At 70.3% G+C, this 26,015-nt stretch carries 20 protein-coding genes and 2 tRNA genes; 8 read left to right on the top strand and 14 right to left on the bottom strand.

The genetic code is table 11. From position 1 onward, the window contains the following. The first annotated feature begins 37 nt into the window (after positions 1 to 37). Genes rnt through CEK68_RS04175 form a run of 3 tightly spaced genes read left to right on the top strand, consistent with a single transcriptional unit; the run spans position 38 to position 1,558 of the window. Entirely contained in the window at positions 38 to 691 is a 654-nt protein-coding gene (rnt, locus tag CEK68_RS04185; RefSeq protein ID WP_017911007.1) for a ribonuclease T, read from the top strand. Between the two features lie 45 nt (positions 692 to 736). Further along, positions 737 to 1,069, top strand: a complete 333-nt coding sequence (locus tag CEK68_RS04180) for a low molecular weight protein tyrosine phosphatase family protein (RefSeq protein WP_152236396.1) — start codon at positions 737 to 739, stop codon at positions 1,067 to 1,069. Between the two features lie 60 nt (positions 1,070 to 1,129). After that, positions 1,130 to 1,558, top strand: a complete 429-nt coding sequence (locus CEK68_RS04175) for a hypothetical protein (protein WP_152238617.1) — start codon at positions 1,130 to 1,132, stop codon at positions 1,556 to 1,558. Positions 1,559 to 1,624: 66 nt separating this feature from the next. Here CEK68_RS04175 and CEK68_RS04170 read toward each other — a convergent pair whose 3' ends face one another. The 5 genes from CEK68_RS04170 to CEK68_RS04150 all read right to left on the bottom strand — a co-directional run bounded on the left by CEK68_RS04170 (position 1,625) and on the right by CEK68_RS04150 (position 10,190). Then, entirely contained in the window at positions 1,625 to 4,537 is a 2,913-nt protein-coding gene (locus CEK68_RS04170) for a ligand-binding sensor domain-containing diguanylate cyclase (protein WP_226977750.1), read from the bottom strand. A 1,345-nt stretch (positions 4,538 to 5,882) separates the two neighbouring features. Next, positions 5,883 to 6,629 carry a 23S rRNA (guanosine(2251)-2'-O)-methyltransferase RlmB gene (gene rlmB / locus CEK68_RS04165; RefSeq protein WP_017913459.1) on the bottom strand — a complete coding sequence of 249 codons (747 nt, stop codon included), beginning with the start codon at positions 6,627 to 6,629 and terminating at the stop codon, positions 5,883 to 5,885. A gap of 340 nt (positions 6,630 to 6,969) precedes the next feature. Beyond that, positions 6,970 to 7,437, bottom strand: a complete 468-nt coding sequence (locus CEK68_RS04160) for a GFA family protein (protein WP_152182462.1) — start codon at positions 7,435 to 7,437, stop codon at positions 6,970 to 6,972. Positions 7,438 to 7,539: 102 nt separating this feature from the next. Continuing rightward, on the bottom strand, positions 7,540 to 9,966 hold the full coding sequence (rnr, locus tag CEK68_RS04155) for a ribonuclease R (RefSeq protein WP_152238615.1): 2,427 nt from the start codon (positions 9,964 to 9,966) through the stop codon (positions 7,540 to 7,542). A gap of 139 nt (positions 9,967 to 10,105) precedes the next feature. Further along, a tRNA-Leu gene (locus CEK68_RS04150) sits at positions 10,106 to 10,190 on the bottom strand. Between the two features lie 353 nt (positions 10,191 to 10,543). Between CEK68_RS04150 and CEK68_RS04145 the strand changes: the two genes are divergently transcribed. Continuing rightward, entirely contained in the window at positions 10,544 to 10,993 is a 450-nt protein-coding gene (locus CEK68_RS04145) for a VirK family protein (RefSeq protein WP_043092440.1), read from the top strand. A gap of 96 nt (positions 10,994 to 11,089) precedes the next feature. Further along, a tRNA-Leu gene (locus CEK68_RS04140) sits at positions 11,090 to 11,174 on the top strand. A 74-nt stretch (positions 11,175 to 11,248) separates the two neighbouring features. Here the strand turns inward: CEK68_RS04140 and CEK68_RS04135 are convergent. Further along, positions 11,249 to 11,446, bottom strand: a complete 198-nt coding sequence (locus CEK68_RS04135) for a hypothetical protein (protein WP_010343993.1) — start codon at positions 11,444 to 11,446, stop codon at positions 11,249 to 11,251. A gap of 251 nt (positions 11,447 to 11,697) precedes the next feature. Between CEK68_RS04135 and CEK68_RS04130 the strand changes: the two genes are divergently transcribed. Beyond that, positions 11,698 to 12,045 carry a helix-turn-helix transcriptional regulator gene (locus CEK68_RS04130; RefSeq protein WP_017910998.1) on the top strand — a complete coding sequence of 116 codons (348 nt, stop codon included), beginning with the start codon at positions 11,698 to 11,700 and terminating at the stop codon, positions 12,043 to 12,045. A 179-nt stretch (positions 12,046 to 12,224) separates the two neighbouring features. On the opposite strand, the gene CEK68_RS04125 is transcribed toward CEK68_RS04130, so the two are convergent. From CEK68_RS04125 to CEK68_RS04105, 5 genes are all read right to left on the bottom strand, one after another. After that, complete coding sequence (locus tag CEK68_RS04125) at positions 12,225 to 13,757, bottom strand: GDSL-type esterase/lipase family protein (protein WP_043092442.1); 1,533 nt, start codon at positions 13,755 to 13,757, stop codon at positions 12,225 to 12,227. Positions 13,758 to 13,991: 234 nt separating this feature from the next. Continuing rightward, positions 13,992 to 15,569, bottom strand: coding sequence for a DHA2 family efflux MFS transporter permease subunit (locus CEK68_RS04120; RefSeq protein ID WP_026144761.1), 1,578 nt, complete (start codon positions 15,567 to 15,569; stop codon positions 13,992 to 13,994). 8 nt (positions 15,570 to 15,577) lie between these two features. Then, complete coding sequence (locus CEK68_RS04115; protein WP_017913465.1) at positions 15,578 to 16,759, bottom strand: efflux RND transporter periplasmic adaptor subunit; 1,182 nt, start codon at positions 16,757 to 16,759, stop codon at positions 15,578 to 15,580. A 10-nt stretch (positions 16,760 to 16,769) separates the two neighbouring features. Then, the gene (locus CEK68_RS04110) at positions 16,770 to 18,257 is read right to left on the bottom strand and encodes an efflux transporter outer membrane subunit (RefSeq protein ID WP_043092444.1); all 1,488 of its coding nucleotides are present in this window, start codon (positions 18,255 to 18,257) and stop codon (positions 16,770 to 16,772) included. Positions 18,258 to 18,267: 10 nt separating this feature from the next. Further along, on the bottom strand, positions 18,268 to 18,717 hold the full coding sequence (locus tag CEK68_RS04105) for a MarR family transcriptional regulator (protein WP_026144760.1): 450 nt from the start codon (positions 18,715 to 18,717) through the stop codon (positions 18,268 to 18,270). Positions 18,718 to 18,939: 222 nt separating this feature from the next. On the opposite strand from CEK68_RS04105, the gene CEK68_RS04100 reads away from it, so the two are divergent. Beyond that, positions 18,940 to 19,743, top strand: coding sequence for a helix-turn-helix transcriptional regulator (locus CEK68_RS04100; protein ID WP_191091457.1), 804 nt, complete (start codon positions 18,940 to 18,942; stop codon positions 19,741 to 19,743). A gap of 57 nt (positions 19,744 to 19,800) precedes the next feature. After that, positions 19,801 to 22,044 (top strand): DNA topoisomerase IV subunit A, encoded by a 2,244-nt coding sequence (parC, locus tag CEK68_RS04095; protein WP_152238614.1) that lies wholly within the window; start codon positions 19,801 to 19,803, stop codon positions 22,042 to 22,044. A 331-nt stretch (positions 22,045 to 22,375) separates the two neighbouring features. Here parC and CEK68_RS04090 read toward each other — a convergent pair whose 3' ends face one another. From CEK68_RS04090 to CEK68_RS04080, 3 genes are all read right to left on the bottom strand, one after another. Further along, on the bottom strand, positions 22,376 to 23,047 hold the full coding sequence (locus CEK68_RS04090) for a TetR/AcrR family transcriptional regulator (RefSeq protein ID WP_152237643.1): 672 nt from the start codon (positions 23,045 to 23,047) through the stop codon (positions 22,376 to 22,378). 165 nt (positions 23,048 to 23,212) lie between these two features. Then, complete coding sequence (locus CEK68_RS04085) at positions 23,213 to 24,655, bottom strand: aldehyde dehydrogenase family protein (protein WP_193314101.1); 1,443 nt, start codon at positions 24,653 to 24,655, stop codon at positions 23,213 to 23,215. A 125-nt stretch (positions 24,656 to 24,780) separates the two neighbouring features. Continuing rightward, on the bottom strand, positions 24,781 to 25,932 hold the full coding sequence (locus tag CEK68_RS04080; protein ID WP_152238613.1) for an MFS transporter: 1,152 nt from the start codon (positions 25,930 to 25,932) through the stop codon (positions 24,781 to 24,783). Between the last annotated feature and the right edge of the window lie 83 nt (positions 25,933 to 26,015).

Genomic DNA, 26,015 nt, shown 5'->3' with positions numbered 1-26,015 from the left:
GCGGCGGCCGGCGGCCGCGCTCTGCTAACCTTGGCGGATGAACGATTCGGTCGACAGTCCCTCGCAACCCCTGGTCATCACCCCGATGTCGCGGCGTTTCCGCGGCTATCTGCCCGTGGTGGTGGACGTGGAAACCGGCGGTTTCGACTGGAACAAGCATGCGCTGCTGGAGATCGCGGTGGTGCCGATCGAGATGGACGATTTCGGTCAGTTGTATCCCGGCGTCACCGCCAGCGCGCACGTGGTGCCGGCGCCCGGCACCCTGATCGATCCGAAGTCGCTGGAGGTCACCGGCATCGTCCTGGACCATCCGTTCCGCTTCGCCAAGCCCGAACGCGAGGCGCTGGACCATGTGTTCGCGCCGGTGCGCGCGGCGGTGAAGAAGTACGGGTGCCAGCGCGCCATCCTGGTCGGCCACAACGCCCATTTCGATCTCAACTTCCTCAACGCCACGGTCGCCCGCTGCGGCCACAAGCGCAATCCGTTCCATCCCTTCAGCGTGTTCGACACCGTCACCCTCGCCGGCATCGCCTACGGCCAGACCGTGCTGGCGCGCGCGGTGCAGGCCGCCGGCTTCGACTGGAACGCCGCCGACGCGCACAGCGCGGTCTACGACACCGAGCAGACCGCGCGCCTGTTCTGCAAGATTGCCAACGCCTGGCCGGCCCCACCGGTCGGCGCAGCGCCATAGCCGCGGCATGGATTGCAAGGCACGCGCGCGCCGCCAGCCGCTCGCATGACCCGCCACCTGCTGTTCGTCTGCAGCCGCAACCGGCTGCGCAGCCCCACCGCCGAACAGGTGTTCGCCACCTGGCCCGGCGTGGACACCGCCTCGGCCGGCGTCGACCACGACGCGGACACCCCAATCACCCCGGAACTGCTGGAGTGGGCGGACATCGTCTTCGTCATGGAACCGGCGCATCGCAACAAGCTGTCGCGGCGGTTCAAGCGCCATCTCGGCCGCGCACGCATCGTCTGCCTCGACATCCCCGACGACTACGACTACATGGATCCGGCGCTGGTGCAGCTGCTGACCGCGAAGGTGTCGCGGCACCTGCCTGCGCGCTGATCCTGTGCTCGCCCGCCGCACCCAGCGCGCAGACGCCCCCCACGAACGATCACCCTTCCAGTGAACAAGACCGACGCCCTGACCTTCCTGCGCGCGCAGCAACCGCTGCCCGACGACGACCAGCTCAGCCAGGACCTGATCGACGCCTATGACGCGGCGCGACGCCTATTCCTCGCCGCTCCGGACCACGCCGCGCTGCCGCTGTTCCTGCGCTCCTTCGGCAAGGGCGACGGCTGGGGCGTCTATCCGCTGGTCGAAGACCTGTTCCATGCCTGCAGCCGCGGCGAGGCCATCGTCGCAATCCGGGAGGCGCTGGAAGATCCCGTGCTGTCCGACGGCAGCCGCTACTGGGTCACCCAGCTGGCCGCCGCCTTCGCGGATCCGACCATGCGCACCGGGCTGGCCCTGTCGTTGCGCTCGGAATCTGCGGATACCCGCGAGGCGGCGCAGGTGGCACTGGAGAGAGTGGACGACCAGGACGCGCACTGAAACGCTCGCGTCAACGCTACACGCCGCCGCCAAGGGCAGCGCCCAACGACAGGCCGCCCGTTTTTCTCAGCCCACGCACACCCGATCGCGCCCCATGCCCTTGGCACGGTACAGCGCGCCATCGGCGCGCTCCAGCCACTGGCTCGGCGTGTCGTCCGGGCGCAGCGCGACCAGGCCGGCGCTGAAGGTGACGCGCAGCGCCGGCGCCTCGGGCGCCCACTGCAGGCGTGCATGGAACAGGTCGCGCAGGCGCGTGGCCAGGCGCTCGGCGTCGGCCAGCGGCGTGTCGCCGAGCAGTACCGCGAACTCTTCGCCACCCAGGCGCGCCGGCAGGTCGGAGGCGCGGCAGGCGCTCAGCAGCAGTTGCCCGACTTCGCGCAGCACCGCATCGCCGGTGGCATGCGAGTAGCCGTCGTTGATCTGCTTGAAGCGGTCGATGTCCATCACCAACAGGCACAGCGGCGCGCCACTGCGCTGCGCGCGTTGCATGCTGTGCACCAGCACCTCGTCGAAGTGGCGCCGGTTGGGCAACGCGGTCAGCGCATCCTCGTGCGCCAGGCGCTCGAACGCGGTAGCCTGGCGCTGCAGTTCCGCCAGCAACTGGCTCTTCTCGGCATCGGCCTGCAGCAGGCGTTCGGTCTGCAGCCGCAGCGCGCTGGTGCGCCGCGCCACCAGCCGCTCCAGGCGCAGGGCGCGACGCTTGTAGCGCGCGATCAGGTAGCGGTACAGCAGCACCAGCGCCAGCAGCAGCGCCACCGCGGCCGCCGCATGGACGCTGTGCCGCTGCCACCACAGCGGCGCCACGCTGAAGCGCCACACGGCTTCGCGGGTGCTCCAGGCGCCGTCCGGATGCGCCGCGGCCACGTGCAGGGTGTAGTCGCCCGGCGGCAGCCCGATGAACTCCACGCTGCGCTGGTTGCCGCGATCGATCCAACCGGTGTCCAGGCCGTCGAGCCGGGTGCGGTAGCGGATGCGCTCGGGCAGCAGGTAGCTGAGGCCGACATAGGACACGGTGATGCGCTTGGCGCCGGGCAGTTGCGACGTGTTCTGCCACGGGAAGGGCTGGCCATCCAGCAACACGCTCTCGATCGCCGCCGGCGGCGGCAGGCGATCGCGGAAGCGCGCCAGGCGCCGCGGATCGACCATGCTGACGCCACCGGCGGTGACCAGCCACACCGTGCCGTCGTGGCGCAGGATCATCGACGGCCCGGAGCTGCCATTGCCCTGGGCGTTGGACATGCCGTCGATCTCGTCGTAACGGCTCACCTGCAACCGCGCCTGGCGGCCGTCGGCGACCGCGTCCAGCGCCGCCGCGGTGGTCCGCAGCACGCCGCGGTTGCTGCTGATCCAGACGTTGCCGAGGCGATCGCGGACCAGTTGGAACACCGTGTCCACCGGCATGCCCTGCTCCAGCCCCACCCGCGCCAGCTGGCCGTCGCGGTCGCGGTGCAGGCCGCGGTCGGTGGAAATCCACACATCGCGGCCCAACGCCTGGAATCCGAACACGGTGCGCGCGCCGCCCAGCGGTTCCAGCGCCAGCTTCCGCACCCGGCCGTCACGCAGTACCGCCGCGCCTTCGACCGAGCCGATCCAAAGCGCGCCGTCGACGCTGGCCAGGGCGGTGATCAGGCCGCGCGGCAAGCCGGGCACGTCCGGCACCGACAGCCGGTCGCCGTCGATGCGCATCACCCCGCTGCGCGTGCCGATCCAGACCGTGCCGGCGGCATCGACGCTGAGCGCACGCACCTGCCCGCTGGGCAAGCCCTCGTTGGTTCCGTAGTGGCGCACGATGCGGCCGTCGCGCAGGCGGAACACGCCGTCGGCGTAGGTACCCATCCACAGGTCGCCGTCGCGGCCGCGCGCCAGGCTCAGGACCGATGGCGCGTCGCGCAGCGCAACCGGGGCGATGCGGCCATCCGGCGCCATCCGGTCCAGCCCGGCGGCGCTGCCGATCCACAGCGCGCCGTCCGGCGTCTCCAGCAGCGCGCGCACGTAGTCGCCACTGAGTCCGTCGCGGCGGGTGTAGCCGGCGAACAGCGTCTCGCGCAGCCGGAACAGGCCGCCATTGGCGCCGATCCAGATGCTGCCCTCGGCGTCCTGCAACAGGCTGACGATGCGCCCGTTGGGCAGCACGTCGCCCGGCAGCATGCGCTCGATGCCGTGCACACTGATCCGCAGCAGTCCCTGGTTCTCGGTGCCCAGCCAGATCGCGCCATCGCGGTCGCGCAGCATCGAGGTGAAATGGCCGTAGCCCGGCAGGTGCTGCACGAGCACCGCGTGCTCGCCCTGCAGTCGGTACAGGTTCTCGCCGGCCACCAGCCACAGCGAGCCGTCCGGTGCCCGATACGGCCAGGCCAGCCCCGGCGGCAGACCGAACGCGGCCGGCGCGCGCCGCAGCACGCCCTGCGGGTCGCGATACAGCAGGCCATCGAGACTGCCGATCCAGATCCGCCCCTGGTCGTCGGCGGCCATGTGCGGGAAGCTCGCCGCCAACGGCAGGTCGCGCGGCGCCGGCTGGTAATCGAAGCGACCGTCCGGCCACAGGCAGCCCAGGCCGTTGCCTTCGAACAGCAGCCACATGCGGCCGTCGCGGTCCTGGGTCATGGCGTGGATCAGCGCATGCGGCCAGCCCGGCGGCTGCCGCCAGAAGCGCCAGTTGCCGGCCGCATCGTGGCGGCCGAGATTGCCGCGCGAATCGCTCAGCCACAGCGCGCCGGCGCGGTCCACGTACAGCGAGCCCACGCCGTTGTCGGGCAGGCCCGGGCGGGTGCTGCGGTCGATGACGGCGAAGTCCAGGCCGTTGTAGCGCACCAACCCTTCCCAGGTGGCGAACCACAGGCGGCCGTCCGGGGTCTGCGCCAGATCGCGCAGGGAGTTGTGCGGCAGGCCGTTGCGCGAGGTCCAGGAATCGATCGCGTAGTCGCGTAGCGGCGGCACCCCGTCTGCGCCACCATCGGCGGCCACGGCGCGCCACGCCACGCCCAATGCCAGCAGCAAGAACAGCAGCACCGGCCACGCGCGCCCGCGGTCGCGTGCTGTCTCCCCCCTCCCCCTGGCGACGCTCACTGTCCCGACCCGATCCGACGCAGGCGGGGCGCGACAGGACCCTGGCGCGGGGGTCCAGCGTCAAGGGGACGGGGGCGACACAGACTCATTACCGGAGCGGAACACGGGACGAGCGCCCATGGTAGGCAAAAAAGCGTCGCTGCGGGTGGAGGCCGTAGCAGGCTGCGGGAAAAGGACGTGTGAAGATTGCGCGGCGGTTAAGCCGGAGCGGCCTTCGCAGAGCGCAGCAGCAACAACATCCCATCGCAGCACGCTCCCTTCTCCCCCGGGAGAAGGTGCCCCGCAGGGGCGGATAAGGGGACGGGCGAAGCCTGGGAAGACATCGATCGCAGCGGCGACAAGCGCGCGGGCGCAGCCTGGTGTCGTTCTGATGCGCGACGGCTTCGCCCCGTACCCTCACCCCAACCCCTCTCCCGGCGGGAGAGGGGCTTCAGGCGCAGCGCGCTCCCTTCTCCCGCCGGGAGAAGGTGCCCCGCAGGGGCGGATGAGGGTACGGGCGAAGCCTGGAAAAACATCGATCGCAGCGGCGGACAAGCGCTCGGGCGAAGCCTGGTGTCGTCCTGATGCGCGAAGGCTTCGCCCCGTACCCTCACCCCAACCCCTCTCCCGAGGGGAGAGAGGCTCCAGGCGCCACGCGCTCCCCTTCTCCCACCGGGAGAAGGTGCCCCGCAGGGGCAGATGAGGGGACGGGCGCAGCCTGGGAAGACATCGATCGCAGCGGCGACAAGGGGCGAGAGAAGCCTGGTGTCGTCCTGATGCGCGAAGGCTCCGCCCCGCACCCTCACCCCTCTCCCGAGGGGAGAGGGGCTCCAGGCGCCACGCGCTCCCCTTCTCCCGCCGGGAGAAGGTGCCCCGAAGGGGCGGATGAGGGGACGGGCGAAGCCTGGGAAGACATCGATCGCAGCGGCGACAAGGGGGCGAGCGAAGCCTGGTGTCGTTCTGATGCGCGATGGCTCCGCCCCGCACCCTCACCCCAACCCCTCTCCCGAGGGGAGAGGGGCTTCAGGCGCCACGCGCTCCCCTTCTCCCATCGGGAGAAGGTGCCCCGAAGGGACGGATGAGGGTACGGGCGAAGCCTGGGGAGACATCGATCGCGGCGGCGACAAGCGTGCGGGCGAAGCCTGGTGTCGTTCTGATGCGCGAAGGCTTCGCCCCGCACCCTCACCCCAACCCCTCTCCCGGGGGGAGAGGGGCTTACGTTGCTCCCGACGATGACGGAGCAGTGCCGACGTCGCCGGATGGGGGCGGCACCGCGCGCTCAGCCCAGGCGCTGTCGCACCGCCTCGAACAGGGTCACGCCGGCGGCAACCGAGACGTTGAGGCTCTCGATCTCGCCCGGCATCGGGATCCGCACCAGGCCGTCGCAATGCTCGCGGGTCAGCCGGCGCAGGCCGTCGGACTCGCCGCCCAGCACCAGCGCCACGTTGCCGCGCAGGTCCTGCGCGTACAGCGAGGTCTCGGCCTCGCCGGCCAGGCCGTAGATCCACACGCCCTGCTTCTGCAGCTCGCGCAGGCAGCGCGCCAGGTTGGTCACCGCCACGATCGGCAGGCGGTCGGCGGCGCCGGCCGAGGTCTTGCGCACGGTGGCGTTGACCGGCGCCGATTTGTCCTTGGGAATCACCACCGCGGTCACCCCGGCCGCGGCGGCACTGCGCAGGCAGGCGCCGAGGTTGTGCGGATCCTGCACGCCGTCGAGCACCAGCAGCAGCGCGCGGCCTTCGGCGGCGCTGACCAGGCCTTCCAGCTCGCTCTCGGCCCAGGTCCGCGCCGCGGCATAACGCGCGGCCACGCCCTGGTGCCGCACCGAGCCGCCGACGCCGTCCAGCGCCTGCGTGTTCACCCGCCGCACGTCGATGCCCTTGCGCCGCGCGTTCTCCTCGATCTCCTGCAGACGCGGATTCTTGCTGCCCGCTTCCACCAGCACCTCGCGCACGTTGTCCGCGTCGTTCTCGATCGACGAGGCCACGGCATTGACGCCGACGATCCACTGGTTCTGCTTGCTCATGAGGCGGGACTACGCGTAAGGAAAGCGGGCATGGTAGGGGTTGTGGCCGCTGGCGTCATGCCTGGGGGCCGGGATTGGGGATTCGGGATTGGAGATTGGTAGAAGCGGCTTGGCCGTGACGTCGCACTTTCCTGCGACGCCCGGGGCCTGCGTGTCGCGACAGCAAGACCAACGACGCAGCGCCATCCAGACAAGGCGCGGCGCAGCCTTGTGGGAGGGACTTCAGTCCCGACGCGATGACGTCGGGAACACCGGCCAGCTGCCTGGCGCGACCGATTCCCGAGGTCGCCAGCGATCTCCCGACAACGCGCCGCGCGAGGTCGGCACTGTCAGTCACGGCTCAAGCCGGCCAGCGCTCGGTGTCGTGGTCCGGATGCTGGCGCGAGACGATATCGGCCAGAAAGGGCGCGGCGACCAGATCGCCCTCGGTGCGGACCGCCGACAGGCGATGCAGGGCGTCGACGAATGGCAGCTTCGCCTCGACGCCATACTGGATGGTCGGCGGCAAGGCCTCCGGATGGTCGAAAGCGCCGGCCGCGATGGCGACACCATCCGGGGCCTCGTAGGTCAGAGGCGTGCCGCAGTCGGCGCAGAAGCCGCGCTGCACCAGGTTGGACGAGGCGAAGCGCCTGGGCGCGCCGCGGGTCCAGGTCAGGTCCGCACCGCGGGTGGAGACCAGCGGCGCGTAGTAGGCGCCGAACGCCTTCTGGCACATCCGGCAATGGCAGATCGAGGCGTCGTGCAGCCGCCCGCGCACGCGGAAACGCACCGCACCGCACTGGCAACCGCCGCTGTACTCCTGCTCCATATCCGCTCTCCGCTGCGAACCGCATCGCGCGGGTGGCTCCCGCACGACGCACGGGAAGCGCGATCGCGGCGGCCGCCGTTCGGTCGCCGCGACGCTGCGCCGTCAGTACTTCTTTTTCTTGCGCTTGGCCGGCTGCCCACGCGGCGGCGGCGGCGGCACCTCGTCGTGTGCCGATTCGCCTTCTTCGACCAGGCGGAAGTCGATCTTGCGCTCTTCCATGCTCGCCTTCAGCACCAGGATGCGTACGCGGTCGCCAAGGCGGAACTCGCGCCCGCGGCGCTCGCCGGTCAGGGTCTTGCGGGTGGCGTCGAAGTGGTAATAGTCCTGCGGCAACTGGGTCACGTGGATCAGGCCGTTGACCTTGGACTGGTCCAGCTCGACGAACAGGCCGAAGCTGGTGACGCCGCTGACCACGCCGTCGAACTGCCCGCCGACGTGCTTCTCCATCCATGCGGCGCGGTAGCGCTCGTCGACCTCGCGCTCGGCCTCGTCGGCGCGGCGCTCGCGCTCGGAGCACTGCAGCGCCAGCGCCGCCATCGCGCGCGGCGCGTACAGGTACTTGTCCGGCGCGCCGCGGGTCAGCGCGTACTTGATCGCGCGGTGCACCAGCAGGTCCGGATAGCGGCGGATCGGCGAGGTGAAGTGCGCGTACGCCTCCAGCGCCAGGCCGAAGTGGCCGGCGTTGTCGGGCGAGTACACCGCCATGCTCTGGCTGCGCAGCAGCACCGATTCCAGCAGCGCCGCGTCCGGGCGCTCGCGCACCTTCTTCAGCAGCTTGGTGTAGTCGCCCGGCACCACCTTGCTCCACGCCGGCAGGCTCAGCTTGAATTCCTTGAGGAACTCCAGCAGGTCGGCGTACTTGGATTCCGGCGGGCGCTCGTGCACGCGGAACGGCGCCGGAATGTGCGTTTCCAGCAGGTAGCGCGCCGCGGCCACGTTGGCGGCGATCATGCATTCCTCGATCAGCTTGTGCGCGTCGTTGCGCACCAGCATGCCGGCCTGGGTCACCTCGCCGGTGTTGTCGAGCACGAAGCGCACTTCCGCGGTCTCGAACTCGATCGCGCCGCGGCGCGCGCGCGCCTTGGCCAGGATCTGGTACAGCTGATGCAGCCGCTCCAGCTGCGGCAGCACCGCCGCCACATCCTTGCGCACCTGCTCGTCTTTTTCGCCGACCGCCTGCCACACCTGTTCGTAGGTGAGCCGCGCGTGCGAGTTCATCACCGCCTCGTAGAAGCGCGCACCGGCCACCTCGCCCTGGCGGTCGATCTGCATGTCGCAGACGAAGCACATGCGGTCGACCTTGGGGTTGAGCGAGCAGATGCCGTTGGACAGCGTCTCCGGCAGCATCGGCACCACGAAACCGGGGAAATACACCGAGGTCGCGCGCTTGACCGCCTCGGTGTCCAGCGGCGTGCCCGGACGCACGTAGTGCGAGACGTCGGCGATCGCCACCACCAAGCGGAACCCGTCGGCGTTGGACTCGCAGAACACCGCGTCGTCGAAGTCCTTGGCGTCGGCGCCGTCGATGGTCACCAGCGGCGTCTGCCGCAGGTCCACGCGGCCCTTGATCGCCGCCGGCTCCACCGTCAGCGGCACCGCCGCGGCTTCGTCCAGCACCTCTTGCGGGAACTCGTAGGGCAGCTCGTGGCCGTGGATCGCCGCTTCCACCAGCAGCGACGGGGTCAGCTTGTCGCCCAGCACGGCGATGATCTTGCCGATCGGCGGGCGCCGCGCGTCCGGCGCGGAGGTGAGTTCGCACACCACCAGTTGCCCGTCGCGGGCCTCGCCGACGGCATCGGCGGGGATCTGCACGTTGCGCTGGATGCGCTTGTCGTCGGGCACCACGAAGGCGATGCCGGCTTCCAGGCTGAAGCGGCCGATCAGGCGGGTCAGGCCGCGCTCGAGCACGCGCGCGATGCTGCCTTCGCGACGACCGCGGCGGTCGATGCCGGTGACGTTGGCCAGGGCGCGGTCGCCGTGCAGCACCTTGCGCATTTCGTACGGTGGCAGGAACAGGTCGTCGCCGCCCTCGTCCGGGCGCAGGAAGCCGAATCCGTCCGGATTGGCGATCACCACACCGGGGATCAGGTTGGTCTGCTGCAGCGGCGCGTAGCCGCCGCGGCGGTTCTGCACGACCTGGGCTTCGCGCAGCATCGCACCCAGGCGCTTGCTCAGCGCTTCCTTGCGCGTCGGCTCGGTCAGACCGAGCTGTTCGGCCAGTTCGTCCAGGGTCTGCGGACCGTCGCAGCGTTCGAGCAGTTGCAGGATCGCCTCGCGGCTGGCGATCGGCTGCGCGTAGCGCTCGGCCTCGCGTGCGGCATAGGGGTCGTGGATCGGCGCGGCAGTGTCGGGCGCGGCCGCCGGCGGCGGCGACGGAGGGTGCAGCGGTTGCAGCGGCGGCTTGGGGCCACGGCGCAGGAAGCTGGGCATCCAGGCGGGCAGACGCGATTTCTTCGGCGTATCGGAGGTGGGCGCGTCGCCGGACGCGGATTTGCCGGGCTTGCCGGACTTGCTTTTGCGAGTTGTCATCCGCGCATGGTACTCCCATGCAGGTGGCCGTCACCCGAACCGGGCGGCGCGCCGCGGCGAACGTGCGCCCCAGAAACGACGAAGCCCGCGTCAGCGGGCCGGTCGGTGCGAGAGTTCAGCGCTCTCGCGATCTTGCATGTGGTGCCCAGGAGAGGACTCGAACCTCCACGGTTTTACCCGCTAGTACCTGAAACTAGTGCGTCTACCAATTCCGCCACCTGGGCGCTGAAGGCCGCGAATTCTGCGGTGCCGCCGCGACCTTGTCAACGCCTATTTTTGCGCCGCTCTCGATTGCCGGCATCGATGACGCGATCCGACCGCGGCACGCAGCGGTGCCGCGCACATCCCAACCGCCGCGCGGCTGTGCACGCGCGCACGCTTCGGCGGTGCGCGGATTCGGCGGAAAACCGCATGCGCGATGCCGATTCCGACACAGCGCCGTCACAAGCGGACCCGCTTCGAAGATCCGGCGTGACGGCAGCGGAAGTTCGCGATTTTGTCGGTTGACCCGGATCGGCGCCCCGCTAGCTTGCATCCGGCAATCCGTCGCCCTCCCCCACGCTCCGGAGCCTCCCCCATGCACAGCCTGTCCGCTTCCCTGCTCGCCGCCGCCCTGTTCGCCAGCGCCACCAGCGCCTCCGCCGCAGGCGCCGACGACGCCACGCTCAATTCCCTCACCGAGATCCAGCGCGCCCTGGACAGCGGCGCCTCGGTCGCCGTGGCGATCGACCTGAGCCAGTGCACGCCCACCTCCGGCGGCGCCACGCCCAGCCAGACCCGTGGCGGCCTGCGCATCGGCGCCTACCGCGTCACCGCCGACGGCACCCTGTCCTTCGCCGACGAGCACGTGACCGTCGGCCGCGACGGCAAGCCGATCCAGCAGTTCCTGCGCTACCAGGTGCATCCGGACAACAGCATCGACTTCACCATGTTCGTGTTCGCCTTGCCCAGCTACCAGCAGACCGGCAGCACCCTCGGCTACCGCTGCGCGATCAACCAGGGCCTGCGCTTCAACGTCGGCTACTGAGGTCGCCACCGACGCGTCCGCGACGGCGCTGCACTGCCGCCGTCGCGAAACGCTTGACAGCGCCCGCCGCCGCACGCAAAATTCTCGTTCTGAGTTGCCCAGGTGGCGGAATTGGTAGACGCACTAGTTTCAGGTACTAGCGGGTAAAACCGTGGAGGTTCGAGTCCTCTCCTGGGCACCACGACCGACAGGTCGAGCAAGATCTCAAAACCCGCTTCGGCGGGTTTTTTGTTGGCTGCGCGCAGGCCGCGGCGCTCAGCGCTGCGGCGGACGCAACGGACCGATGTCCACGCGCACGCCCTTCACCCACACCGCCACCTTGTAGGCACGGTAGCCCGGGTTGTGGCGTTCGGCCGCACGCGCGGCCAGGTAGGCATTGGCGGCATGCACCAGCACCTGCAAGGACGGCTCCAGTTGCGCGACGCGCCGGAGTCTCACTTCGTAGGTGGCCATGCGCCCTCCCCCACGTACCGGCAGGCGCCGCGTCGTGCCGCGATCGGCCAATGCATGGCGGCGGCGCACCGCGGCGCCGACACCCTCGTGTCCACAACATCCATGTCCTGCATGCGCATCCTCGCGCGTCCGTGCATTCCGCACCGCACGAGTATTGAATCTCCGAACAATTGGAGTCAAGCGTGACTGTACGACAAGCCGGCGGATGCTCCATATCTTGGTAGGCCCGCCGTCCCCCAAGGCCCACCGCGATGAATAGCTTCGGCGAGCGTTTGCGCGAAGCCAGAAAAGCCGCCGGGCTCACCCAGGAGCAGTTGGGCTTCGCGCTGGACGTCACCAAGTCCTCGGTGTCGGCCTGGGAGAACGACCGCGAAACGCCGAGCTTCCGCCTGTTGCCGACGCTGCGCAGCGTGCTGAACCGCTCGCTCGACGAACTGGTGTGCGGCGTCGGTCCCGGCAAGCGTGTGCAGGACCTGCCCGCCGACTATCCGTTGCTGGCACAGGACGCGCAGGAGCGCGCCCTGCTCGCGCGCTATCGCAACGCCTCGGTGCGGCGCCGCGAAGCCGTGCTGGAATTGCTCAAGCCGGACAACGGCTGAGTCACACTGGCGGCGCGTGTGGCGTTCGGGCATCGCCAGTAACGACGGAATGCCATTCGCAGCAGCGGCTTCAGCCGCGACCAAACCCTACCGGCATGCCCGTCGCGGCTGAAGCCGGTCTTACGAGGACGACCACGCTTCCCGCTGAGTCGCGGCACGCGTGATGTTCGAGACGCTCTTCAGCCGCCGACGCCGAGCGTGCGCAGCGCCTCGCCCCAGATCGCGTAGCCCGCTTCGCTGGGATGGGTGCCATCGGGCATCAGCGCCGCCGGCAGCGTGCCGTCCGGCTGCAGGAAGCGCGCGCCGATGTCGAGCCAGCGCACCTGCGGGTCGTGGGCGAAGCGCGCGGCCAGCAGGCGGTTGGTCTCCAGGATCGGCGCACGCTGCGGCGCATCGGCGGCGAAGCCGCGCGGGAAGATTCCCATCAGCACGATCCGGCTGCGCGGCAGGCGCCGCCGGATCTCGGCGACCACCGCCGCCACGCCGTCGGCGGTCTCCTGCGGCGTGTTGGTGCGCGCATGCTCGGTGCCGGCGAGGTTGTTGGTGCCGAGGTTGATCACCACCCAGCGCGGCGCCAGACCGTCGACCTCGCCCTGGCGCAGCCGCCACAGCACGTTCTGGGTGCGGTCCCAGCCGAAGCCCAGGTTCAGCACCCGCGCGTCGCCGAAGGTGCGCTGCCAGGCCTGCGCGCCATTCACCCGGATCGCCTGTGGCGCGCCCGCCCAGAAATGGGTGATCGAGTCGCCGAGCATCACCACCTGCGGCTGCAACTGCCGCGCGGCGTCCAGCGCGGCATGGTGGCGGCCGTACCAGTCGTAGGAATCCTGCTCCAGCCAGGGCACCGCGATGCGCGCGGTGTCGACGTCGGTCATTGCGTCCAGCGCCACCCGCGGCGCCTCGTCGAGCAGCCGCGCCAGGGTCGGCTCGATGGCCTCGGCCATGCGCCGCTGCCCACGCGTGTCCGGATGCAGCGCGCCACTGCCGGGACGCTGCCGCGGATCGTAGAACAGGCTCGGGTCCAGCGTGCCGTCGACGCGCTGGAACACGGTGCCGATGTCCAGGTAGGCCACACGCGGATTGTCGCCGTAGCGCACCGCCAGTGCGCGATTGACCTCGGCATCGCGTGCGCTCTTCTGCGCCGAAAGCGCACTGGGCAGCAGGCCCAGCAACAGGATGCGCGTGTGCGGCAGGCGCTGCTCCAGCGTGGCGACCACCGCGTCGATGCCGCGCACCGTGTCCGCCGCGCCCTGCCCCTCGTGGCCGGTGTTGTTGGTGCCGATCAGCAGGACCGCGACCTTGGGCCGCAGGCCGTCGACCTCGCCGTGCTGCAGGCGCCACAGCACGTGTTCGGTGGCGTCGCCGCTGAAGCCGAGGTTGAGCGCGCCGCGGCTGCCGTAGAAGGTCTGCCAGGTCGACTGGAAGTCTTCGTCCGGTGCCTGCGCCTTCTCGTAATTCTGGGTGATCGAATCGCCGATCAGCAGCAGCGGCGCATCCGGGTGCGCACGCACCTGCGCCAGCACCTGCTGGTGGCGCTCGGCCCACCAGGCCTCATGCAGGCGGTCGGCCGGGGTCACCGGCACCGGCGAGGCCGCCGGCGGCGGCGCGGCCTGCGCATGGTCCGGGTGCGCACCAAGACATAGCAGTACGAGGACGGCCGCGCGCGGAAGCGATGCGGCGAAGCGGGCGCCGAAGGCGCGAAGAAAGCGCTGCATGTGCGGGGCTGCCGAAGCCTGCGAAGAGCCGCATTCTGGTGCGCAAGCCGCGGCAGCGGCAAGTGTCCCCGCGCCCGAGCGCGACGCCGGGCATGCATGTCACTTGGCATGCCCTGGTGTGGCGCGCCGGACGGCACGCCATCAGGCAATGGCGTGCAAGCGCCGCTATCGCACCACCATTGCAGCGGCATGGAACGGCACGGGTCGTGGTGCCGTCCGTGCCGCCGTCGAGGCTCAGTGGCCGCCAGCCGCCGCCGCGCCACCACCACCGCCGAACGGCGGCTTGGCCAGCCACAGGAAGAAGATGATCCCGAGGAAGGTCCAGCCCAGCAGGTAGAAGATGTCGTTGAAGCCCATCTGCGAGGCCTGGTGGTTGATGGTGTTGTTGAGCAGCGCCGCGCCGTTCTGCAGGCTGCCGTTGCCCATCATCTGCACCTGTTCCTGCATGCCCGGCGTGTAGGTGGAGATGTGTTCGGTCAGGTGCGCATGGTGCAGCTGCGTGCGCTTGGCCCACAGGTAGGTGGTCAGCGAGGCGGCGAAGCTGCCGCCCAGCGTGCGCAGGAACGTGGCCAGGCCGGAACCGGCGGCGATCTCGCGCCCGTCCAGGTCCGACAGCAGGATCTGCAGCACCGGCATGAAGAACAGCGCCACGCCCACGCCCATCAGCAACTGCACCCCGGCCACGTGCGGGAAATCCACCTGCAGGTTGAAGTCCGAGCGCATGAAGCTGGTGGTGGCCATGAAGATGAAGGCGATGCTGGCCAGCAGCCGCAGGTCGAAGCGCGAGGCGTACTTGCCGACGAACGGGGTCATGATCACCGGCAGGATGCCGATCGGCGCGGTGGCCAGGCCGGCCCAGATCGCGGTGTAGCCCATGTCGCGCTGCAGCCACTGCGGGATCAGCAGCGACACGCTGAAGAACGCCGCATAGGCGACGATCAGCGCCATGGTGCCGGCGCGGAAGTTGCGGTGGCGGAACAGCCGCAGGTCGACGATCGGATCCTTGTCGGTCAGCTCCCAGATCAGGAACACCGCCAGCGCCACCGCCGAGATCGCGGCCAGCACGACGATCTTGGTCGAACTGAACCAGTCCTCGTCGTTGCCCAGGTCCAGCACCACCTGCAGGCAGCCGACGCCGATGATCAGGGTGATCAGGCCGACGTAGTCCATGCGCGGGCGCTCGATCGGCTCGGGACGGTCGCGCAGCTGCGAGCCGACCACGGTCGCGGCGATGATGCCCAGCGGCACGTTGATCAGGAAGATCCATTCCCAGCTGTAGTTGTCGGTGATCCAGCCGCCGAGGATCGGCCCGGCGATGGGCGCGACCACGGTGATCATCGCCAGCAAGGCCAGCGCCTGGCCGCGTTTCTCGCGCGGGTAGATCGACACCAGCAGGCTCTGGGTGATCGGGTACATCGGGCCGCAGACGAAACCCTGCAGCGCGCGCGATACCACCAGCATGCCCATGCTCTGGGCCAGGCCGCACAGCAGCGAGGCCGCGGTGAAGGCCAGCGTGGCCCACACGAACAGCTTGGTCTCGCCGAAACGGCGGCTGAGGAAGCCGGTCAGCGGCAGCGCGATGGCGTTGCTGACCGCGAACGAGGTGATGACCCAGGTCGCCTGCTGCGAACTGGCGCCGAGGTTGCCGGCGATGGTGGGCAGCGAGACGTTGGCGATGGTGGTGTCGAGCACCTGCATGAACGAGGCCATCGCCAGGCCCACCGTGCACAACGCCACACTGGCCGGGCGGAACCCGGCGGCCGGTGCGCCCGGAACCCCGGGCGCGGCGGGAGCGGCAGCTTGGTTGGACATGACCGGGCTCAGTTCGCCTTGGCGGCGTCGGGCAGGTTGGCGTGGATGATCTGCTTCACGGCCGCATCGGCCTGCTGCAGCTGCTGCGCATACACATCGGTATCCAGCAGCGTGCCGCTGGCCGGCTTGGTCGGCAGCACCGCGCCGTTCTGGTCATGCAGGTTGACGTCGGCCTTCATCGACAGGCCGATGCGCAGCGGATGCTGCTCCAGCTGCTTGGCGTCGATGGCGATGCGCACCGGCACGCGCTGCACGATCTTGATCCAGTTGCCGCTGGCGTTCTGCGCCGGCAGCAGCGAGAACGCACTGCCGGTGCCGATGCCCAGGCTCTGCACGGTGCCGTGGTAGGTCACCGCGCTGCCGTACACGTCCGACTCCAGTTCCACCGGCTGGCCCAGGCGCATGTGCTTGAGCTGGGTTTCCTTGAAGTTGGCGTCCACCCACACCTGGTTCAGCGGCACCACCGCCATCAGCGCGGTGCCGGGCTGCACGCGCTGACCGACCTGCACCGAGCGCCGCGCCACGTAACCGGCCACCGGCGCGACGATGGCGCTGCGGGCGTTGTTGAGGAAGGCCTGGCGCACCTGCGCGGCGGCGCCCTGCACGTCTGGCTGGTCGGCCACGCCGTTCTCGTCGATCAACGCGCGGTTGCGCGCCAGGGTCTCGCGCGAGCCGCTGACCGCGGCCTCGGCGGCGGCCAGCTGATCGCGGGCATGCGCCAGCTCTTCGGCAGAGATCGCACCGGTGGCGACCAGGCTGGCGCGGCGGGCGACGTCGGCGCGGGCGCGCTGCAGGGTCACCTGCTGCGCGGACAGTTCGGCCTGGGCGCCCTCGACCGAGCGGTACAGACCGCGCACCTGGCGCACGGTCCGCGCCAGGTTGGCCTCGGCCTGCTGCAGGGCGACCTCGGTGTCGGCCGGATCGAGCTTGACCAGCGGCTGGCCGCGCTCCACGCGCATGCCGTCGTCGGCGTCGATGCGCACCACGGTGCCGGCCACCATCGGGGTGATCTGCACCAGGTTGCCCTGCACGTAGGCGTCGTCGGTGTCCTCGTGCCAGCGGCCGACCAGGAAATACCAGATCGCCAGCGCGATCAGCACCAGCACCACTACCACGGCCAGGCCGCGCAGCAGCTTGCCGCGCCGGCTGGGGGCGGGAGCGGAGGAAGCGGGGGTCGTTGTCTGATTCATTGCAGCGATCTCAGGAATGCGAAGGTGCGGAAGAAGAAGAGCTCGGCGCATCGGCGGCGAAGGTGGCGTCGTAGCCGCCGCCCAGCGCCTGATTCAGGCGCACCGAGACCAGGATCTGATTGGATTGCAGCGACGCCAGGCGCTGCTGCGCGTCCAGCAACTGCTGTTGCGCGCTGAGCACGTCCAGGTAGTTGCCGATGCCGGCGCGGTAGCGCTGCTGCGACAGGTCGAAGGCGGCCTGCGCCGTCTCCAGCGCCTGCGCCTGCTGCTGCGCCTGCTCGGCCAGCGAACGCGCGGCGTTGACCTGGTCGGCCACCTCGCGCAGCGCCGCCACCAGGGTCTGGTTGTAGTTGGCCACCGCCAGGTCGTACTGCGCATCGCGCTCGGCCAACTGGCTGCGCAGCCGCCCGCTGTCGAACAGCGGCAGGCTCACGCCGGGGCTGAGCAGGCCCAGCACCGACGAACTCTTGAACAGGTCGCCCGGATTGGTGGCGGCGACGCCGCCCAGCAGGGTCAGATTGATGCTGGGATAGAACTGCGCCTTGGCCGCATGGATGCCCTGCGAGGCGGCTTCCACGCGCCAGCGCGCGGCGACCACGTCGGGCCGGCGGCCGAGCAGGTCGCTGGGCAGCACCGACGGCACCCGCGCGGCCTGCGGGTCGAGCAGGCGCGGGCGCTCGATCTGCAGCCCGCGATCCGGGCCGCGGCCGAGCAAGGCCGCCAGGGCGGTGCGCGCTTCGTCGATCTGCTGCTGCGCCGCCGCCTGCTGCTGGCGCGCCGCCGGCACCCGCGCCTCGGCCTGGCGCAGTTGCAGGTTGTTGTCGATGCCGGCATCGCGGCGCTGCCGCACCAGCTTCAGGCTGTTCTCCGAGCGCGCCAGTTCGGCGCCGGCCAGGTCGTACAGATGCCAGGCGTAACCCAGTTGCGCATAGGCCCGGGCGACGCCGGCCGACAGGTCCAGGCGCGCGGCCTGCGCGTCGACCTCGGCCGCATGCGCCTGGTCCACTGCCGCCTCCCATGAGGCGCGCTTGCCGCCCCACAGGTCGAAGCCGTAGCTGAAGTTCAGCAGCGCCTGCTCGTTGTGGATGTACTTGCCGCCGATCTCGTCGCCGGCCAGGCCCTTGGGCAGTTGCAGGCCGGTGTAGCCGGCCGACAGCGACAGCTTGGCGCCGCGGTCGGCATCGGCCGCGCCGGCCTGCGCCTGCGCCAGGCGCAGGCGAGCATCGGCCGCGTCCAGACTGGGCGTGCCCTGCAGGGCCTCGGCGATCAGCGCGTCGAGCTGCGGATCGCCCAGCGCCTTCCACCAGTCCTGCTGCGGCCACGGCGCCGGCGCCAGCGCGTCGGCGGCCAGGGTCTTGCCGATGTGCAGCTGGCGGTCGGCATCGAGCCGGCGCCCCTGCGGTTCCAGGCCACGGCTGCTGGCGCAGGCCGCCAGTGCCAGGGTGAGGGCCGCGACCGCGAACGGGCGCAGGCGGGAGGGAGAAGAAGACAGAGTCATGTGGGCGGGTTCAGGGCGAATTGAGGGAATCGCGGACGCGGACCAACAGCGAAAACAAGTGCTCGCGCTCGTCGGCGGACAGATCGCGCAAGGCATCGGCGATGACGTCGTCGCCGCGCTGCTTGAGCTGCTGCCACAGCGCCTGGCCTTCGTCGGTCAGCACCAGGCGCAACGCGCGGCGGTCCTGCGCGTGCGCCTCGCGGCGCACCCAGCCCAGGTCTTCCAGCTTGTCCAGCAGGCGCGTCACCGCGCTGGGGTTCTGGTCGATGGCCTGGGCCAGTTCGTTGGCGGTGCACGGCGCCATGTGGGCCAGGGCCTTCATGCCGATGTAGTGGCTGAAGCCCAGGTCCGGCTCCAGCCCGGCCATGGCCCGGTCGAGGCGGCGCATCAGGCCGTCACGCACCTGGCGCAGCAACAGGCCGAACGAGGGCTGGCCAGGAAAGGAGGGAGCGCAGTTCATGGGCGCCTATTATTTTCATTTAGAAATATATGTCAAGAAAATATCCCCAAGGAAACTAGATGCTGCGTTGCAGCGGAGGAACGCTGACGGCGAGCGCACTGTAGCGGCGCGCGTCCATGGCTCGGTATTACAATCCGGACAATGGATATCGAAATCGCGCCAACCCAGCCGGCCGACGCTCCGGCCAGCATCGGCTCCGACAGCGCGCTGGACCCGCGCGCCATGGAGTGGTTCGAGCGCGCCGATGGCCCGCCCGCGCTGGCCTTCATCGCGCATTCGCCGGTGTCGCTACGGCGCGAGGTGGACTGGCACCGCCACGTGCGCGGGCAATTGATCTATGTGGAGGACGGCGTGCTGAGCACCCGCACCGCGCACGGCCAGTGGTCGCTGCCGCCGGGCTGTGCCGGCTGGATGCCGCCGCAGGAACTGCACACGGTGCAGGTGTCCGGGCGGGTGCGCAGCTACCTGGTGCTGATCCGCCCCGACGTCTGCGCCGACCTGCCGCCGCGGACCTGCGTGATCGGCATGAACGGCCTGTTCCGGGAGGTGCTGCGGCGGATGAGCCAGTGGGGGGTGCCGCCGGTGCTGGCGGCCGAGCAGCAGCGCCTGTGCGCGGTGCTGCTGGACGAGGTGCGCAACGCCCCGGTCGAGCATCTGCACCTGCCGATGCCGCGCGACCGCCGGCTGCTGCGCATCGCCACCCAGTTGCTGGAAACCCCCGCCGACGACCGCTCGCTAGCGCAATGGGCGCACTGGGCCGGGCTGTCGGCGCGCAGCCTGAGCCGCCACTTCCGCGACGAGACCGGCTTCGGCTTCGCCGGCTGGCGCCAGCAGGCGCGGCTGGCCGAGGCGCTGCGCCGGCTCAGCGACGGCGCCAGCGTCGCCGACACCGCCTTCCGGCTGGGCTACAGCAGCCCCAGCGCCTTCGTCACCGCCTTTCGCGGCCGCTTCGGCCATCCTCCGGCCCGTTACCTGGCCAGCGCCGGCGGCACGCGCGGCTTGGCATCGCCGGCAGCATCCGGATAATCGACCGGCTGACCTGCGGCGCCTGGCGCCGCGTTCCCCTATAGGTATTTCCTGCGCATGACCGATCTCGCCCGCCCCGCCTTCCATGGCTTCGAACAGCTGCCGCTGCGCGAATACGCCGAACGCGCCTACCTCGACTACTCCATGTACGTGGTGCTGGACCGCGCCCTGCCCTTCCTCGGCGACGGGCTCAAGCCGGTGCAGCGGCGCATCATCTATGCGATGAGCGAGCTGGGCCTGAACGCGACGGCCAAGCCGAAGAAGTCCGCGCGCACCGTCGGCGACGTGATCGGCAAATACCACCCGCACGGCGACAGCGCCTGCTACGAAGCGCTGGTGCTGATGGCGCAGCCGTTCTCCTACCGCTACCCGCTGATCGAAGGCCAGGGCAACTTCGGCTCCACCGACGACCCGAAGTCGTTCGCGGCGATGCGCTACACCGAGTCCAAGCTGACCCCGATCGCCGAAGTGCTGCTGGGCGAACTGGGCCAAGGCACGGTGGACTGGTCGCCGAACTTCGACGGCACCCTGGACGAGCCGACCTGGATGCCGGCGCGGCTGCCGCACCTGCTGCTCAACGGCACCACCGGCATCGCCGTGGGCATGGCCACCGACGTACCGCCGCACAACCTCAACGAGATCGTCAGTGCGCTGATCCGCCTGCTCGACGACCCCGACGCCAGCGTCGCCGACCTGTGCGAGCACGTGCGCGGCCCGGACTACCCGACCACCGCCGAGATCATCACCCCGGCCGCCGACCTGCGCACCATTTACGAGACCGGCCATGGCAGCGTGCGCGCCCGCGCCACCTACCAGAAGGAAAACGCCAACATCGTGGTCACGGCGCTGCCGTACCAGGTGTCGCCGTCCAAGGTGATCGAGCAGATCGCGCAGCAGATGCGCGCCAAGAAGCTGCCCTGGCTGGAAGACATCCGCGACGAGTCCGACCACGCCAATCCGGTGCGGGTGGTGCTGGTGCCGCGTTCCAACCGGGTCGACGCCGAGCAGTTGATGGGCCACCTGTTCGCCACCACCGACCTGGAGCGCAGCTACCGGGTCAACCTCAACGTGATCGGCCTGGACGGCCGCCCGCAGGTCAAGAACCTCAAGACCCTGCTGGAGGAATGGCTGCGCTTCCGCAGCGACACCGTGGTGCGCCGCCTCAACCATCGCTTGGAGAAGGTCGAGCGCCGCCTGCACCTGTTGGAAGGCCTGCTGACCGCGTTCCTCAACCTGGATGAGGTGATCCGCATCATCCGCACCGAGGACGAGCCGAAGCCGGCGCTGATCGCGCGCTTCGAGCTCAGCGAGGAACAGGCCGACTACATCCTGGAGACGCGCCTGCGCCAGCTGGCGCGGCTGGAGGAGATGAAGATCCGCGGCGAGCAGGACGCGCTGGCCAAGGAACGCGAGCAGCTGCAGGCGGTGCTGGCCAGCAAGACCAAGCTGAAGAAGCTGATCAAGGACGAACTGACGGCCGACGCCAAGAAGTTCGGCGATGCGCGGCGTTCGCCGCTGGTGCAGCGCGGCGCGGCCCAGGCCATCGACGAGACCGAGCTGGTGCCGAGCGAGCCGATGACCGTGGTGATGTCGGAGAAGGGCTGGATCCGCGCGGCCAAGGGCCACGACGTGGATCCGGCGGCGCTGTCCTACCGCGATGGCGACGGCCTGCTGGCGGCGGTACGCGGGCGCAGCACGCAGCAGGTGGCGTTCCTGGATTCGGAAGGCCGTGCCTATTCGACCCTGGTCCACACCCTGCCCTCGGCGCGCGGCAACGGCGAGCCGCTGACCGGACGCTTCTCGCCTGCGGCCGGTGCCTCGTTCCAGGCCATCGCCAGCGGCGAGAACGATAGCCGCCTGGTGCTGGCGTCCTCGCACGGCTACGGCTTCGTCACCCGCTTCGAGAACCTGACCAGCCGCAACAAGGCCGGCAAGGCCATGCTCAACCTGACCCCGAACGCCAAGGTGCTGCCGCCCGCGCCGGTGAGCGGCGCCGGCAGCGACCGCATCGTCGCGGTCACCAGCGCCGGCCACCTGCTGGCGTTCCCGGTCGCCGACCTGCCCGAGCTGGACAAGGGCAAGGGCAACAAGATCATCGACATCCCCAAGGCCAAGCTCAGCACCGAACGGGTGGTGGCGATCGCCGCGGTGGCGCCGGGCAACACGCTGCTGGTGAAGAGCGGCCAGCGCACCATGTCGCTGTCGTTCAAGGATCTGGACGCCTACCTCGGCGCCCGCGCCAGCCGCGGCGGACTGCTGCCGCGCGGGTGGCAGAAGGTCGACGATCTGGCGGTAGAGTAAGCGCTTGGCGCCAAGCGCGGGATTCGGGATTCGGGATTCGGGATTCGGGATGGGAGTTTCGCGCCGGTGCAGCCTTTGCATACGGCGCGGCATCCCGCTTCTCTTAGGAGCGGCTTCTGCCGCGATGCCTTACCGCTGAAGCGTCGCGGTTGAAGCGCAACAGCGACCACGGGCTGCACGCGCATCGCGTGCGAAGCCAAGCGTCCCCAATACCTGCACGTCACGAGGCTTTTGTGCGAGGGGCTTCAGCCCCGACGCGCATCACCTGCAGCGCGTCGGGGCTGAAGCCCCTCCCACAACGCGGCCACCCGAGCGACCAAATCCAAGTCGCCTAGCCCACTGTCGCCGCATCGCGCAACTGCTCGATATGGCTGGCGATCATCGCCGCCACCGTATCGGCCACCGCGCGCGCGCTCAGGCGGGTGTCGAACAGCAACTCCACGGTCGCATAGATCAGGTCGACCACGATGCGGCTGACCAGGCGCAACTGGCGCGGGTCGGCGTCGGGGAAGGCCTCGCTGAGGAAGCGCACCTGGCCCTTGGTCACCTGCGCATGCGACTCCAGGCGCACCTGCTGCAGCGCCGGCACCGCGCGCAACGCGCGCAGCACCCAGACGCCGCCCTCTGTCGCCTTGGTGACGCGGTAGGTATCCAGCACCAACCCGGCCAGCGCGCGCTGCAATTCCTCGCGCGTGCCGCTCATCGCCTGCAGGGTGATCCACTTCGGGACGAGCTGGTTCTGCCGCTCCATCAGCCGCCGGCCCAGTTCCGACAGCAGCGCGTACTTGTTGGGGAAATAGCGGTACAGCGCCGGCGGCGTCAGCCCGGCACGCGCGCACACCAGGTTGGTGGACAGCCGCTCCACGCCGACGTCGCCGAGCAGTTGCGCGGTGACCGAGAGGATCTGTTCGTAGGTCTCGGTGGCGCGATGCTGGGCCGGCACCTTGTTCCCGGTCAGGCGCGGGCGGTGCGGTGCGGAGGGACGCGGCGTGTCGGCGGGCATGGGATCTCGATGGTGGTAAAGCAGCAGGCGCCGCGGTGGCGGCACGTCACCAGCCTGACGGCACGCATCGCCGCGGCAATGGGTGCGCGGGCTGCGCAGCGACGTCGCGGCACGCGCCGACATCGCATCTTACCGCGCCCGCCGCTGGCACACCGGCAACGTCGCTCAGCGCCTTGCCAGCCAACCGTTGAGGCCGGCCACCAAGCACCGCTGCAACGTGGTGTACGGAGGAAAGAACGCCTTGACGATCGGCAGTCGGCCGCCGCGCAGCAGCGCGCGTTCGTGCGAGAAGGTGCGGAAGCCGTGCACGCCGTGCGCGCTGCCGAACCCCGAGGCGCCCACCCCGCCGAACGGCAAACCGCTGTGCACGAACTGCTGCAGGCAGTGGTTGACCACCGCGCTGCCGGAACTGGTGCGCGCCAGCACCTGGGCGATGCCGGCACGATCGCGGCTCCACAGGTACAGCGCCAGCGGCTTGGGCGCGACGTCAAGCCGGTCGAGCACCTCGTCGAGGCGCGCGAACTCGATCAGCGGCAGTACCGGACCGAAGATCTCTTCCTGCGCGATCCGCGCCTGCGCCGGCACCTGCGCCAGCAGCGTCGGCGCCACGTAGCAGCGCTCCGCGTCGTGCTCGCCACCGGCCAGCAACTGCGCGCCGCCGGCGCGCGCTTCGTCGATCAGCGCGGCCACCCGCGCGGCATGCGCCGGGTGGATCATGCGCGCCAGGTGCGGGCTGGCGGCGACCGCCTGCGCGTCGGCACCGTAGCGCTGCGCCAGCAGGGCGCGGCAGTGTGCGAGCAGGCGCGCGCTGACGTCGCGATGCACGAACAAGGTATCCGGCGCGATGCAGGTCTGTCCGGCATTGACCAGCTTGGCCCAGACGATCACCTCGGCGGCAAGACGCAGGTCGGCGCTGCGGTCGACGATCACCGGCGACTTGCCGCCCAGCTCCAGCGTCACCGGCGTCAGCTGCCGCGCCGCCGCGGCCATTACCTCCCGGCCGACCGACGCCGAACCGGTGAAGAACACATGGTCGAACGGACAGGCCAGCAAGGCCTGCGCGGTCGCCGCGCCGCCCTGCACCAGGGCCACTTCTTCCGGTGCGAATGCCTCGTCCAGCACCGCCTGTAGCACCGCGTTGACCTGCGGGGTGAATTCGGAGGGCTTGATCAGCGCCGTGTTGCCGGCGGCCAGTGCCGACACCAACGGCCCCAGCACGGTGGCCACCGGGTAGTTCCAGGGCCCGATGATCAGGCAGCGGCCCTTGGGCTGGAACGCGATGCGCGCGCGCGTCCCCAGGGCCAGCAAGGTGGGCGAGACCTTGCGCGGACGCATCCAGCGCGGCAGCTGCGCGATGGCGGTGGCGATCTCGTCGACCACCGGCAGCAGCTCGGTCAATTCCACTTCCAGTGCAGGCTTGGCGAAATCGGCGGCGAAGGCGGCGATCAGCGCCTGCCGTCGCGCCAGCAAGGCATCGCGCAGCGCACGCAGATGCGCGCGCCGCGTGTTCGCCGAGGAGCCGCGCCAGGCCAGCGCAGTGGCCTGCTGCGCGGCGAACAGCGCCGCGACCGTCTCCGGTGGGGTGTCCAGCACGGGCTCAGGCGCCATCGCCGCTCTCCTGCTTGGCGGACGTCGGCCGATGCCCGGTGCCTGGCAGTCCCCTGCCCTGCGCCATGCGCGGCCGACGGAAGCGCGTCACCACAGCGGCCAGCGCGCTCGCACGGCCACCACCATCAGCTCGCATGCGAGCCCGCCTCCACGACGGCCGGACGGCGCTGCCGTCGGCCGATCCACAACGCCAGCAGCGCCGCAGCCAGCGCAAAGCCCAGGCCGACCAGCGGCACCGGCGCCGGATCGTCGGCGTGCAGCAGCAGCGACGCCAGCAACGGCCCGCAGGCCGACCCGATCAACTGCGCGGCCGGCACCAGCACCGCCACCCGCCCCTGCGCATCGGCGCGCAGCGCCAGGCCGACATGGAACGGCATCAGGAACATCCAGGCGAAGCCGAACGCCACGCACACCGCGGCAAAGCCCAGCGCCGCATTGCCGGGAACCCGGTACATCGCCGCGGCCACCACACACAGCGCCACGCTGCCCAGGGTCAGGGTCGCCGTCACCGACAGTCGCCGCACCCAGTAGATCGCCGCCAGGCCACCGACGATCTGCATGCCCAGCACCCACGAGGTCTGCAGTTGCGCCGCGTGCGCGTCCAGCCCCGCGCGCAACGCCAGCGGCTCCAGGTACGCCCACAGCGCGCCGATCCCCGACATCTGCAGGAACGCCACCAGCAATGGCGCCAGCGTCGCCGGCGACCAGCGCAGCCTGGCGGTGGCGGTCGCCGCGCACTGTGCATCGGCGGCGGGAGCCAGGCTTGCCGGCACCGACAGTGCCGCCGCCAGCGGCAGCACCAGCAGGCAGGTCGCGGCCATGGCGACGAAACCGCCCTGCCAGCCGGCCGCCGGCAACACCCACAGCGCCAGCGCCGCCGCCAGCGCGATCTGCGCCAGCGCCTGCAGCACCATGAACACCGCGGTGACCCGGTCCGGGGTGGCCGCGCGCACGATGCTGACCGTTGCCACCCAGACCAATAGGCCCTCGGCCAGGCCGGCGGCCGCACGCAGCGCGACGAACGCCGCATCGCCCTGCGCCTGCACCGTGGCCAGGTTCAGCGCCGCGGCCAGCAACGCCGCCACGACCGCCGTGGCACGCTGCCAGGACACCGGCAGCAGCGCATCGCCCAGTGCCACGCCGATCCCCAGCGCGATGATCTCGCCCATCGCCACCACGCCCACGCCGGGCAGCGTGATCAGGTGCTGCTCGACCAGTGCGCCGAGCACGATCGGCTGCACGCCGAGGATCAGCAGCGCGATGGCGCCGATCGACAAGGCCGCGGCGAGCGGACGTGTCGCTTGGACGCCGGTTGATGCGACGGAAGACGGGGATGGCGTGGCGGTCATCGCGATGGACC

Origin of the sequence: Xanthomonas sp. LMG 12461 (assembly GCF_009192935.1) — a bacterium.
GTDB classification, from domain to species: domain Bacteria; phylum Pseudomonadota; class Gammaproteobacteria; order Xanthomonadales; family Xanthomonadaceae; genus Xanthomonas_A; species Xanthomonas_A sontii.
This window is presented reverse-complemented; position numbering and strand designations above follow the sequence as displayed.

Bases quoted from the DNA above. Each gene is read 5' to 3' on its own strand.
- rnt (WP_017911007.1), top strand. From the start codon at position 38: ATGAACGATTCGGTCGACAGTCCCTCGCAACCCCTGGTCATCACCCCG.
- CEK68_RS04180 (WP_152236396.1), top strand. From the start codon at position 737: ATGACCCGCCACCTGCTGTTCGTCTGCAGCCGCAACCGGCTGCGCAGC.
- rlmB (WP_017913459.1), bottom strand. From the start codon at position 6,629: ATGAGCAAGCAGAACCAGTGGATCGTCGGCGTCAATGCCGTGGCCTCG.
- CEK68_RS04160 (WP_152182462.1), bottom strand. From the start codon at position 7,437: ATGGAGCAGGAGTACAGCGGCGGTTGCCAGTGCGGTGCGGTGCGTTTC.
- rnr (WP_152238615.1), bottom strand. From the start codon at position 9,966: ATGACAACTCGCAAAAGCAAGTCCGGCAAGCCCGGCAAATCCGCGTCC.
- CEK68_RS04145 (WP_043092440.1), top strand. From the start codon at position 10,544: ATGCACAGCCTGTCCGCTTCCCTGCTCGCCGCCGCCCTGTTCGCCAGC.
- CEK68_RS04135 (WP_010343993.1), bottom strand. From the start codon at position 11,446: ATGGCCACCTACGAAGTGAGACTCCGGCGCGTCGCGCAACTGGAGCCG.
- CEK68_RS04130 (WP_017910998.1), top strand. From the start codon at position 11,698: ATGAATAGCTTCGGCGAGCGTTTGCGCGAAGCCAGAAAAGCCGCCGGG.
- CEK68_RS04125 (WP_043092442.1), bottom strand. From the start codon at position 13,757: ATGCAGCGCTTTCTTCGCGCCTTCGGCGCCCGCTTCGCCGCATCGCTT.
- CEK68_RS04120 (WP_026144761.1), bottom strand. From the start codon at position 15,569: ATGTCCAACCAAGCTGCCGCTCCCGCCGCGCCCGGGGTTCCGGGCGCA.
- CEK68_RS04115 (WP_017913465.1), bottom strand. From the start codon at position 16,759: ATGAATCAGACAACGACCCCCGCTTCCTCCGCTCCCGCCCCCAGCCGG.
- CEK68_RS04110 (WP_043092444.1), bottom strand. From the start codon at position 18,257: ATGACTCTGTCTTCTTCTCCCTCCCGCCTGCGCCCGTTCGCGGTCGCG.
- CEK68_RS04105 (WP_026144760.1), bottom strand. From the start codon at position 18,717: ATGAACTGCGCTCCCTCCTTTCCTGGCCAGCCCTCGTTCGGCCTGTTG.
- CEK68_RS04100 (WP_191091457.1), top strand. From the start codon at position 18,940: ATGGAGTGGTTCGAGCGCGCCGATGGCCCGCCCGCGCTGGCCTTCATC.
- parC (WP_152238614.1), top strand. From the start codon at position 19,801: ATGACCGATCTCGCCCGCCCCGCCTTCCATGGCTTCGAACAGCTGCCG.
- CEK68_RS04090 (WP_152237643.1), bottom strand. From the start codon at position 23,047: ATGCCCGCCGACACGCCGCGTCCCTCCGCACCGCACCGCCCGCGCCTG.
- CEK68_RS04085 (WP_193314101.1), bottom strand. From the start codon at position 24,655: ATGGCGCCTGAGCCCGTGCTGGACACCCCACCGGAGACGGTCGCGGCG.